The following is a 273-nucleotide window of genomic DNA, read 5'->3' as shown; positions in this document are numbered from 1 at the left end:
GCACATCGATGCTGTGGCATGTTCCGGCTGATTTTGCGCATTTCAAACAGATGACGCTGGGCTACCCGATCATCATGGGGCGCTCTTCCTACGAGGCTCTGGGCGGTCAGCCATTGCCTGGACGCACCAACATCGTCATGACGCGCCAGCGCGACTACGAGACCCCCGGGGCACTGGTCGTTGCCAACCTGGATGAGGCGCTCGAGGTCGCAACCGCTCACCTGGCGGATCACCGTGACCAGCGAGCAGCCATCACCGCCAGCACTGCGACGA

1 protein-coding gene is annotated in these 273 nt (G+C 62.6%); it reads left to right on the top strand.

Annotated features, from left to right (window positions below; genetic code table 11):
- Positions 1–273: dihydrofolate reductase (locus tag QP381_RS09030; protein WP_285068673.1), on the top strand; the 273-nt coding region annotated here is incomplete at both ends.

The organism is Pauljensenia sp. UMB6358 (assembly GCF_030216865.1).
GTDB classification, from domain to species: domain Bacteria; phylum Actinomycetota; class Actinomycetes; order Actinomycetales; family Actinomycetaceae; genus Pauljensenia; species Pauljensenia turicensis_A.
The sequence above is the reverse complement of the archived record's forward strand: the minus strand, read 5'-3'. Positions and strand labels throughout refer to the sequence as shown.